At 60.1% G+C, this 8,065-nt stretch carries 11 protein-coding genes; 6 read left to right on the top strand and 5 right to left on the bottom strand.

The window, feature by feature from the left end:
* Nucleotides 1-125 precede the first annotated feature (125 nt).
* Nucleotides 126-1,103: an elongation factor P--(R)-beta-lysine ligase gene (gene epmA, locus AWX27_RS23290; RefSeq protein ID WP_004929681.1), complete on the bottom strand. Its 978-nt coding sequence runs from the start codon at nucleotides 1,101-1,103 to the stop codon at nucleotides 126-128.
* 385 nt (nucleotides 1,104-1,488) lie between these two features.
* Here epmA and frdA point away from each other — a divergent pair, with 385 nt between their 5' ends.
* The 5 genes from frdA (at nucleotide 1,489) to blc (ending at nucleotide 5,410) form a co-directional block, all read left to right on the top strand.
* Nucleotides 1,489-3,285, top strand: a complete 1,797-nt coding sequence (gene frdA, locus AWX27_RS23285) for a fumarate reductase (quinol) flavoprotein subunit (RefSeq protein WP_038879239.1) — start codon at nucleotides 1,489-1,491, stop codon at nucleotides 3,283-3,285.
* Nucleotides 3,278-4,012: a succinate dehydrogenase/fumarate reductase iron-sulfur subunit gene (locus tag AWX27_RS23280; RefSeq protein ID WP_060425237.1), complete on the top strand. Its 735-nt coding sequence runs from the start codon at nucleotides 3,278-3,280 to the stop codon at nucleotides 4,010-4,012. Before frdA ends, AWX27_RS23280 begins: the two co-directional genes overlap by 8 nt.
* Before the next feature lie 15 nt (nucleotides 4,013-4,027).
* Nucleotides 4,028-4,420, top strand: a complete 393-nt coding sequence (frdC, locus tag AWX27_RS23275) for a fumarate reductase subunit FrdC (RefSeq protein WP_038879241.1) — start codon at nucleotides 4,028-4,030, stop codon at nucleotides 4,418-4,420.
* Nucleotides 4,421-4,432: 12 nt separating this feature from the next.
* Nucleotides 4,433-4,792, top strand: coding sequence for a fumarate reductase subunit FrdD (gene frdD, locus AWX27_RS23270; protein ID WP_004929672.1), 360 nt, complete (start codon nucleotides 4,433-4,435; stop codon nucleotides 4,790-4,792).
* An 84-nt stretch (nucleotides 4,793-4,876) separates the two neighbouring features.
* The gene (gene blc, locus AWX27_RS23265; RefSeq protein ID WP_038879243.1) at nucleotides 4,877-5,410 is read left to right on the top strand and encodes an outer membrane lipoprotein Blc; all 534 of its coding nucleotides are present in this window, start codon (nucleotides 4,877-4,879) and stop codon (nucleotides 5,408-5,410) included.
* Here blc and sugE read toward each other — a convergent pair.
* The 4 genes from sugE to efp all read right to left on the bottom strand — a co-directional run bounded on the left by sugE (nucleotide 5,404) and on the right by efp (nucleotide 6,934).
* Nucleotides 5,404-5,721, bottom strand: a complete 318-nt coding sequence (gene sugE, locus AWX27_RS23260; protein ID WP_004929669.1) for a quaternary ammonium compound efflux SMR transporter SugE — start codon at nucleotides 5,719-5,721, stop codon at nucleotides 5,404-5,406. The two genes, blc and sugE, sit on opposite strands and share 7 nt — an antisense overlap.
* Nucleotides 5,722-5,912: 191 nt before the next feature.
* Complete coding sequence (locus AWX27_RS23255) at nucleotides 5,913-6,044, bottom strand: entericidin A/B family lipoprotein (protein WP_033636766.1); 132 nt, start codon at nucleotides 6,042-6,044, stop codon at nucleotides 5,913-5,915.
* Between the two features lie 121 nt (nucleotides 6,045-6,165).
* Entirely contained in the window at nucleotides 6,166-6,297 is a 132-nt protein-coding gene (locus tag AWX27_RS23250) for an entericidin A/B family lipoprotein (protein ID WP_049202118.1), read from the bottom strand.
* A gap of 70 nt (nucleotides 6,298-6,367) precedes the next feature.
* Nucleotides 6,368-6,934, bottom strand: a complete 567-nt coding sequence (gene efp / locus AWX27_RS23245) for an elongation factor P (RefSeq protein WP_004929666.1) — start codon at nucleotides 6,932-6,934, stop codon at nucleotides 6,368-6,370.
* A 42-nt stretch (nucleotides 6,935-6,976) separates the two neighbouring features.
* Between efp and epmB the strand changes: the two genes are divergently transcribed.
* Nucleotides 6,977-8,005 (top strand): EF-P beta-lysylation protein EpmB, encoded by a 1,029-nt coding sequence (gene epmB, locus AWX27_RS23240; protein WP_060425235.1) that lies wholly within the window; start codon nucleotides 6,977-6,979, stop codon nucleotides 8,003-8,005.
* The last annotated feature ends 60 nt before the right edge of the window (nucleotides 8,006-8,065 follow it).

Raw genomic sequence — 8,065 nt, 5'->3', positions numbered from 1 at the left:
AAGGCATTACCCACGGGCAGTAAAAAAGAAGCCGCAACGTTATACGTTGCGGCTTCCTCAAAAGCTTAACTGACAAGCATTACGGCAAATGCCGGCCCTTTTTGCTTTTCTTACCGCCTGAAACGTCAGGCGATCCCGACCGGGAAGGCCAATACGTCGCTCAGGCTCTCGGCGCCCAGCGCCAGCATCACCAGGCGATCCACGCCCAGCGCCACGCCGGAACACTCCGGCATGCCGTGCTGCAACGCCGCCAGCAGGTTATAGTCGATCGGCTGCTGCGGCAGGCCGCGCTCCGCGCGCTTACGGTTGTCCTGCTCGAAGCGCTGCTGCTGTTCACGGCCGTCGGTCAGCTCGCGGAAACCGTTCGCCAGCTCGATGCCCTTGAAGTACACCTCAAAACGCTCCGCCACGCGGTGGTCCTCGGTGCTGATCTCCGCCAACGCCGCCTGGCTGGCCGGGAAGTGGTAAACGAACGCCGGCTTTTCACGGCCGATATGCGGCTCCACGCCCACGGTGAACAGCAGCTGCAGCAGCGTATCGCGATCTTCTTCGGTATCGGCGATGTTGCTCAAGTCGAGTTTGGCCGCCGCTTCGCGCAGCTGCGCCTTCTCCGCCGACAGCGGATCGATGTCCAGATGGCGCAGGAAGGCCTGCTGATAAGACAGGGTCTCCGCACTCTCGCAGTCCAGCACCTGTTGCAGCAGATCGTCCACTTCGTTCATCAGGCGGTACATGTCGTAGTGCGGACGGTACCACTCCAGCATGGTGAATTCCGGGTTGTGATGCCGCCCGGCTTCTTCATTGCGGAAGCTGCGCCCCATTTGATAGATCGGGCCGCTGCCCGCCGCCAGCAGGCGCTTCATGTGATATTCCGGGCTGGTCATCATGTATAGCGTCAGGCCCTCTGCCGCCCCCGGCCCGACGAAACGCGTCTCGAACGGGAACAGGTGAACGTCGGTGACCGTCGCCTGGCTCATGGTGGGCGTCTCAACTTCCAGCACGCCACGATCGGCGAAGAAACGCCGGATCTCAGCCAGAATCGCTGCGCGTTTCAACAAATTGGCGATGGGTGCACTAGGCTGCCAGCTTGCCGTTTCGCTCATGGTAATTAACTCCGAAATCAAACAGGGGATGCAGTCTACTCGCATCCTTGCAGCCAAACAAATTCTTCACGATACACAACCGGCCATAACGCCAATTTCCGATAAATAGGCGGCAAAAGCGCGTTAAAAAGGGTAAAGCACGCCGAACACGCGAAAAGGCAGGCAAGCCTGTTGGTCGAGCGTTAATCGACAAAACAATCGATCACATCAAATTTCGACTACTTAACTTTAGGTATAGTTAATTCCCCATTATTGGTGGGAGATATCTATCCTTAACCTTTAAGCAACATTAATCGGTTCAATTAGTTAGCACCCGAAGAGTTCGCTAAATTTTAAGCATAGATATTTAACTTGCCGTTCTTAATAAGAACATTGGAGGAATGCAGTGCAAACCTTTAACGCCGATCTTGCCATTATTGGGGCCGGGGGCGCTGGTTTACGTGCAGCAATAGCCGCAGCGGAAGCCAATCCCCAACTGAAAATCGCGCTGATCTCTAAGGTCTACCCGATGCGCAGCCACACGGTCGCCGCCGAGGGGGGCTCCGCCGCCGTCACCCAGGATCACGATACCTTCGACTACCATTTCCACGACACCGTCGCCGGCGGCGACTGGCTGTGCGAACAGGACGTGGTCGATCACTTCGTGCATCAGTGCCCGCGCGAGATGACCCAGCTCGAGCAGTGGGGCTGCCCGTGGAGCCGCAAACCGGACGGGTCGGTCAACGTGCGGCGCTTCGGCGGCATGAAGATCGAACGCACCTGGTTCGCCGCCGACAAGACCGGCTTCCACATGCTGCATACCCTGTTCCAGACCTCGCTGAAATACCCGCAGATCCAACGCTTCGACGAGCACTTCGTGCTGGATATCCTGGTGGATGACGGCCAGGCACGTGGCCTGGTGGCGCTCAACATGATGGAAGGCACCCGCGTGCAGATCCGCGCCAACGCGGTGGTGATGGCCACCGGTGGCGCCGGGCGCGTCTACCGCTACAACACCAACGGCGGCATCGTTACCGGCGACGGTATGGGCATGGCGTTCCACCACGGCGTGCCGCTGCGCGACATGGAGTTCGTGCAGTATCACCCGACCGGCCTGCCCGGTTCCGGCATCCTGATGACCGAGGGCTGCCGCGGCGAAGGCGGCATCCTGGTGAACAAGGACGGCTACCGTTACCTGCAAGATTACGGCATGGGCCCGGAAACCCCGCTGGGCGAGCCGAAGAACAAATACATGGAGCTGGGCCCGCGCGACAAAGTGTCCCAGGCCTTCTGGCACGAATGGCGCGCCGGCCGCACCATCGCCACCCCGCGCGGCGACGTGGTCTACCTCGATCTGCGCCACCTGGGCGAGAAAAAGCTGCTGGAGCGGCTGCCGTTCATCTGTGAACTGGCCAAGGCCTACGTCGGCGTCGACCCGGTGAAAGATCCGATCCCGGTGCGCCCTACCGCGCACTACACCATGGGCGGCATTGAAACCGACCAGAACTGCGAAACCCGCATCAAGGGGCTGTTCGCAGTCGGCGAATGTTCCTCCGTCGGCCTGCACGGCGCCAACCGTCTCGGCTCCAACTCGCTGGCAGAACTGGTGGTGTTCGGCCGCGTCGCCGGTGAGCAAGCGGCCCGCCGCGCGCTGGAAACCGCGCCGGCCAACGGCAGCGCGCTGGATGCGCAAACCCGCGACGTCGAAACCCGCCTGAGCAACCTGATGAAGCAGGAAGGCAACGAAAACTGGGCGAAGATCCGCGACGAAATGGGGCTGTCGATGGAAGAAGGCTGCGGCATCTACCGCACGCCGGAGCTGATGCAAAAAACCATCGATAAGCTGGCGGAGCTGAAAGAGCGCTTCAAGCGCGTCAACATCACCGACAACTCCAGCGTGTTCAATACCGATCTGCTGTACACCATCGAGCTGGGCTACGGCCTGGACGTCGCCGAATGCATGGCGCACTCCGCGTTTAACCGCAAAGAGTCGCGCGGCGCTCACCAACGCCTGGACGAAGGCTGCACCGAGCGTGACGACGTCAACTTCCTCAAGCATACGCTGGCGTTCCATAACCCGCAGGGTGCACCACGCCTCGAATACAGCGACGTGAAAATCACCAAGCTGCCGCCGGCCAAACGCGTCTACGGCGCAGAAGCCGAAGCGCAGGAGAAAAAGAATAAGGAGCAGGCAAATGGCTGAGATGCAAACCCTGAAGATCGAAGTCATGCGCTATAACCCGGAACGCGACGCCGAGCCGCATTTCGTCACCTACGCCGTGCCTTACGACGAACAGACCTCGCTGCTCGACGCGCTGGGCTACATCAAGGACAACCTGGCGCCGGATCTCTCCTACCGCTGGTCCTGCCGCATGGCGATCTGCGGCTCCTGCGGCATGATGGTCAACCGCGTGCCGAAGCTGGCGTGCAAAACCTTCCTGCGCGATTACGTCGGCGGCATGAAGGTCGAAGCGCTGGGCAACTTCCCGATCGAGCGCGATCTGGTGGTCGACATGACCCACTTCATCGAAAGCCTGGAGGCAATCAAGCCGTACATCATCGGCAACAATCGCAAACCGGAAGACGGCCCGAACGTGCAGACCCCGGCGCAGATGGCCAAATACCACCAGTTCTCCGGCTGCATCAACTGCGGCCTGTGCTACGCCGCGTGCCCGCAGTTCGGCCTCAACCCCGAGTTTATCGGCCCGGCGGCGATCACGCTGGCGCACCGCTACAACCTGGACAACCGCGACCACGGCAAGAAACAGCGCATGCCGCAGCTCAACGGCCAAAACGGTGTCTGGAGCTGCACCTTCGTCGGCTATTGCTCCGAAGTCTGTCCGAAGCACGTCGATCCCGCCGCCGCTATCCAGCAGGGCAAGGTGGAGAGCGCCAAAGACTTCATGATCGCCATGCTGAAGCCGCAATAAGGGAGAAAAATTGCCATGACAACTCAACGTAAGCCCTATGTGCGCACCATGACGCCCACCTGGTGGCAAAAGCTCGGCTTCTACCGTTTCTACATGCTGCGCGAAGGCACCTCGGTGCTGGCGGTCTGGTTCAGCATCGTGCTGCTCTACGGCGTGTTCGCGCTGAAGGGCGGCGCCGAGAGCTGGGCCGGCTTCGTCGGCTTCTTGCAGAACCCGCTGGTGCTGTTGATCAACGTCGTCGCCCTGCTGGCGGCGGCGCTGCACACCAAAACCTGGTTCGATCTGGCGCCGAAGGCCGCCAATATCGTGGTCAACAGCGAGAAAATGGGGCCGGGCCCCATCGTGAAAGGGCTGTGGGCCGTCACGGTCGTCGTCAGCGTGGTCATCCTGGCCGTGGCCCTGATCTAATCCGGAGGAAACATGATAAATCAAGCACCTAAACGCTCCGACGAGCCGGTTTTCTGGGGATTGTTCGGCGCCGGCGGCATGTGGGGCGCGATCGTCGCACCGGCCATCGTGCTGCTGGTCGGCATTCTGCTGCCATTGGGGCTGTTCCCCGGTGAAGCACTGGGTTACGAGCGCGTGCTGGCGTTCTGCCAGAGCCTGATCGGCCGCCTGTTCCTGCTGCTGATGATCATTCTGCCGCTGTGGTGCGGCCTGCACCGCATCCACCATGCGATGCACGATCTGAAGATCCACGTACCGGCCGGCAAATGGGTGTTCTACGGTCTGGCGGCGATCCTCAGCGTGGTCACCGTTATCGGCGTCGTCACCCTGTAAACCGCTCAGGCGGCCAACGCCCGTTGGCCGCCCTTTTCTCATCGGCTACACTGTCTACTCGCCCCCGGTAAACAGGAGTCACCGATGCGTTTATGGTCAAAGCTTAGCGTCATGCTTTCTGCCCTGCTCTCCGTCGCTTGCAGCGTCTCCCCGCCCAAAGACATCAAGGTCGTGACCCCTTTCGACAGTCAGCGCTATCTCGGCACCTGGTACGAAATCGCGCGTCTGGATCATCGTTTTGAACGCGGTTTGCAGCAGGTGACCGCCCACTACAGCCCACGCGCCGACGGCGGGCTGAAAGTCATCAATCGCGGCTTCAATCCGCAGAAACAGCAATGGCAAGAAAGCGAAGGCAAAGCCTACTTTATCGGCTCACCGCAGGTCGCGGCGCTGAAAGTGTCGTTCTTCGGCCCCTTCTACGGCGGCTATAACGTGATTGCCCTGGACCCGGACTACCGCTACGCGCTGGTTTGCGGCCCAAACCGCGACTATCTGTGGATCCTGTCGCGCACCCCGACGCTTGACGCCGGCGTACGCGACAGCTTATTACAGACGGCCAAGGGCTACGGTTTCGCCACCGATGCGCTGATCTGGGTGCAACAGTCCGCCGATCAGTGACTGCTGAACTTCAGCCCCAGGATGCCGACCACGATCAGGCACAGGCTGATGATACGCGCGATATTGGTCGACTCGCCCAACAGCACCATGCCCATGATGGCCGCGCCCACCGCGCCGATGCCGGTCCACACCGCATAGGCGGTGCCGGCGGGCAGCGTTTTCATGGCGTTGGCCAACAGCAACATGCTGACCACCATCGCGGCGATGGTGATGATGCTCGGCGTCAGCCGGGTAAAACCGTGGGTGTATTTCAGACCGATAGCCCAAACCACTTCGAGCAAACCGGCGATAAGCAGAATAATCCAGGCCATGAGACGGCCTCCCTACCACTGGGGTCGTCCCCGATATAATGACGCGTAAACGGGTCGTCCCGTTCAGCGGGGTGATGAACGGCGGGTAACCTCACCCGCACTGCGGCAGGATAGCAGCAGCGTTAACGCTCAGGCAAGAGGAGGAATGCGGCGGCCCTCCGCGCGCGGAACGCCGCCGGGTGGAGAACGGATTATTCCGCGCTGCGCTGAATGGCCTTGCCGCCGGCCTGTATGTCCTCACCCACGCCGCGGGTGGTGTTACAGGCGGTCAACGAGGTCAAAATCATCAAAGAGAAGATCGCGATAATACTTTTCTTCAGCATAAGAAAGTCCTTATTTGTCGTTGATGAAAAAGTACGGCTTTCTAAGCTTAGTCAAAATTGGCGCAGAGAGTGGGATCGCCACCGGCTTTGTGGCGCAAATACATCGGGTTAAAGGGCGGGATCAGCCGGCCGTGCGGGAGATGGCGCCGCCGAGATGCTGAACGTCTTCGCCGAAACCGCGAAACGTATTGCAACCGCTAAGGGAGAAAAGGAACAACAGGGAGAGCACGGCCAACAACGTTTTCTTGAACATGCGGGTTTTCTGCCAACGAACGGGGATGGGATAAAACAGAGGAACCGCGGGGGTTCCTCTGTTTTGAAACTTATTTAACGCGAGAAACGTATTCGCCAGAGCGAGTGTCAACTTTGATCACTTCGCCGATCTGGACGAACAACGGCACTTTAACCACGGCGCCGGTGCTCAGGGTAGCCGGCTTGCCGCCAGTCCCTGCGGTATCGCCTTTCAGGCCCGGATCGGTATCGGTGATTTCCGCTTCGATGAAGTTCGGCGGCTGAACGGCGATTGGACGGCCATCCCACAGGGTGATGATGCACTCTGCGTTGTCCTGCAGCCATTTGGCCGCATCGCCTACGGTTTTGCCGTCAACCTGATGCTGTTCGAAAGACTCAGGGTGCATGAAGTGGTAGAACTCACCGTCGCTGTACAGGTAGTTCATGTTGGTGTCCATCACGTCTGCGCCTTCGCAAGAATCGGTAGACTTGAAGGTTTTTTCCACGCGGGTGCCGGTCAGCAGACGACGCATTTTCACGCGTGCAAACGCCTGGCCTTTGCCCGGCTTAACGAACTCACTGGCTTCGACGGCGTAAGGTTCGCCCTCGAACATGATTTTAAGACCCGGACGGAAATCGTTGCTAGAATAAGTCGCCATGATGGCCCTCTGAATATTTGAACTGGTAGCTTAGCCAAAAAAATGGCACACATTATAACCCAAAGTACGGCACATAGAGAAGATTGGTTGCATCAACTCGCCGATGTTATTACCGATCCTGATGAATTACTGCAGCTTTTGTCACTGAATACGCACCCGGAACTGCCGCAGGGGCGCGATGCCCGCCGGCTGTTCGCCCTGCGCGTGCCGCGCGCCTTCGCCGCACGCATGCGCCCCGGGGATGCCAACGACCCGCTGCTGCGCCAGGTGCTGACCGCCAGAGAGGAGTTCATCAACGCCCCAGGGTTCACCACCGATCCGCTCGATGAGCAGCGCAGCGTGGTGCCGGGCCTGCTGCACAAATACCGCAATCGCGCACTGCTGCTGGTCAAGGGCGGCTGTGCGGTCAACTGCCGTTACTGCTTCCGCCGCCACTTCCCCTATCAGGATAATCAGGGCAATAAGAACAACTGGCGGCAGGCACTGGATTATATCCGCCAACACCCGGAACTGGACGAGATCATTTTTTCCGGCGGCGATCCGCTGATGGCCAAAGACAGCGAGCTGGAATGGCTGGTTGGCGAACTGGAGGCCATCCCGCACCTGAAACGCCTGCGCATCCACACCCGTTTGCCGGTGGTGATCCCGGCGCGCATCACGCCGGCGCTGTGCCGCCTGCTGTCGGCCTCGCGCCTGCAGGTGCTGATGGTCACGCACATCAACCACGCCAACGAAATTGACCGCGATCTGCAAAGCGCCATGGCGCAGCTGCGCCTCGCCGGCGTCACGCTGCTCAACCAGAGCGTGCTGCTGCGCGACGTCAACGACGATGCCGACACGCTGGCGGCGCTCAGCAACACGCTGTTCGACGCCGGTATCCTGCCTTACTACATCCACGTGCTGGACAAGGTGCAGGGCGCGGCGCACTTCATGGTCAGCGACGATGAAGCGCGCGCCATCATGCAAGCGCTGCTGAGCAAGGTGTCCGGCTATCTGGTGCCGCGCCTGACGCGCGAAGTGGGCGGCGAACCGAGCAAAACGCCGATCGATCTGCGCCTGATGCAGGAGTGACGCGCGCCAAGTCCCCCAACGAAAAGAGGAATGCCGTGGCATTCCTCTTTTTTTATCTCT

Origin of the sequence: Serratia sp. 2880STDY5682894, from assembly GCF_001537385.1 — a bacterium.
Classification (GTDB): domain Bacteria; phylum Pseudomonadota; class Gammaproteobacteria; order Enterobacterales; family Enterobacteriaceae; genus Serratia; species Serratia nevei.
The sequence above is the reverse complement of the archived record's forward strand: the minus strand, read 5'-3'. Positions and strand labels throughout refer to the sequence as shown.

What these genes read in the sequence shown, in the direction of transcription:
- epmB (WP_060425235.1), top strand. Translation starts at nt 6,977, where the DNA reads ATGGCACACATTATAACCCAAAGTACGGCACATAGAGAAGATTGGTTG.
- efp (WP_004929666.1), bottom strand. Translation starts at nt 6,934, where the DNA reads ATGGCGACTTATTCTAGCAACGATTTCCGTCCGGGTCTTAAAATCATG.
- epmA (WP_004929681.1), bottom strand. Translation starts at nt 1,103, where the DNA reads ATGAGCGAAACGGCAAGCTGGCAGCCTAGTGCACCCATCGCCAATTTG.
- frdC (WP_038879241.1), top strand. Translation starts at nt 4,028, where the DNA reads ATGACAACTCAACGTAAGCCCTATGTGCGCACCATGACGCCCACCTGG.
- AWX27_RS23255 (WP_033636766.1), bottom strand. Translation starts at nt 6,044, where the DNA reads ATGCTGAAGAAAAGTATTATCGCGATCTTCTCTTTGATGATTTTGACC.
- AWX27_RS23250 (WP_049202118.1), bottom strand. Translation starts at nt 6,297, where the DNA reads ATGTTCAAGAAAACGTTGTTGGCCGTGCTCTCCCTGTTGTTCCTTTTC.
- sugE (WP_004929669.1), bottom strand. Translation starts at nt 5,721, where the DNA reads ATGGCCTGGATTATTCTGCTTATCGCCGGTTTGCTCGAAGTGGTTTGG.
- AWX27_RS23280 (WP_060425237.1), top strand. Translation starts at nt 3,278, where the DNA reads ATGGCTGAGATGCAAACCCTGAAGATCGAAGTCATGCGCTATAACCCG.
- blc (WP_038879243.1), top strand. Translation starts at nt 4,877, where the DNA reads ATGCGTTTATGGTCAAAGCTTAGCGTCATGCTTTCTGCCCTGCTCTCC.
- frdD (WP_004929672.1), top strand. Translation starts at nt 4,433, where the DNA reads ATGATAAATCAAGCACCTAAACGCTCCGACGAGCCGGTTTTCTGGGGA.